Genomic DNA, 1353 nt, shown 5'->3' with positions numbered 1-1353 from the left:
TTGTTGAGCTTTCAGCTTCTTCATCGGTGCGTCACCGCCCGGCACATCATGTTGCGTTAACAATGCACATATCCTGCAATTGAAAGAATACGCCGTTGATTGCCGCAAATCAACCTTGGGTTGACTCGGCGCGAGACTATTCTTTCTCGGTCGGGACCCGACCGAACGACCGCCCCGGGGCGGTCGCCAGAATGAAAACAGTCGCGGCCACAGGGCCGCGCCAATTTGCTGGGGAAGGGTGAAGGAGGTGTTGGGGTGGACGCAGCGGCTGGGATGTCGCGGGAAGACGGCGAGGACAGCTGCCGCAGCGCGGGGCAGATGATCAGCACGTCTCTGCTGCGCGGATGGGTGGAACACGAGTGGCATGGTCACTGCTGCACATGGCATCCCAGGCCACTGCCTGGCAGGTCACCAATCACTATCTGCCAAGCCACTAATCAACAGGTCACTGCTTGGCAAATCACTAGTCAACAGATCGCTGGCCCCAAGCTGTCGGGTTTGATAGCGTGGGGAAGAACAAATTCCTACTGAACAGGTGGTGAGGATCCGAGATGGCGGACGGTGAGGCGGACTTCAATCTTCCCGTAATCACGGCTTTCAGCTTCAAGGGCGGCGCCGGGAAAACAACCCTTCTGGCCCTGCTCGGCAGTGCCGCCCTTGCCTCCGGGTATCGGGTCATTTTTATCGACACCGATAGTACGAACAACCTGTCCTCATGGCAGGGCGCAGCGGTGCAGAACGGGTATTGGCCGGACACCGCCCAGTTGCATCACACGCTCGATGCAGACCGCGTGACCCAGATCATAGATGACGCCTATGATACCCGGTCAGCCGATCTTGTCCTGCTCGACACGCCTGGCTTCGCGACAAAGGCGCTGGACCAGTTGCTGGCAGTGTCGGACTTTGTCATGTCGCCCATACAGCTGTCGCAACCCGACGCTGTCTCTGCCGTCGCCACACGGGACTGGATGCAGGCGTTCTACCTCCGTCTTGGTGCGGGGTCACCACGCCCTGCGCATTGTTTCGTGGCAAATAATGTCAAGAACCTGTCGCGGCTTTCGGTGACCGAGCAGAAATATCTCGAGCGCGCGCGGAAGGATTTTGCCCTCGTCAAGACGATGGTGCCACATCGCGCCACACTGGCCATGATGACAGACAAGGGACCGCTCGGCGAAATCATCAAGCATCAGATCTCGGAGGGCTACGAGGGCGCCCGGATCTCCGCCGGGCACAGCACAGAACTCTTGGAACTTGCAATGCAGGTGATGAACGACGTTCTGTCACACAATGTCTGGGAGGCCGAGGATGCCTAAACCCAAAGCGCAGGTCCTACACCCCGACACAACAGGCGCG

General features: G+C 59.0%; 1 protein-coding gene. It reads left to right on the top strand.

Going from position 1 to position 1353, the window contains the following annotated elements; all coding sequences use genetic code 11:
• The first annotated feature begins 551 nt into the window (after nt 1-551).
• Nucleotides 552-1313 (top strand): ParA family protein, encoded by a 762-nt coding sequence (locus B8991_RS20940; protein WP_084355214.1) that lies wholly within the window; start codon nt 552-554, stop codon nt 1311-1313.
• The last annotated feature ends 40 nt before the right edge of the window (nt 1314-1353 follow it).

The sequence above is a fragment of the Primorskyibacter flagellatus genome, assembly GCF_900176485.1.
GTDB lineage: Bacteria > Pseudomonadota > Alphaproteobacteria > Rhodobacterales > Rhodobacteraceae > Primorskyibacter > Primorskyibacter flagellatus.
Note: the sequence above shows the minus strand (reverse complement) of the source record. Positions and strands in the feature narration are given on the sequence as shown.

Excerpts from the sequence above, each read along its gene's own strand:
- B8991_RS20940 (WP_084355214.1), top strand. The coding sequence starts at position 552 with ATGGCGGACGGTGAGGCGGACTTCAATCTTCCCGTAATCACGGCTTTC.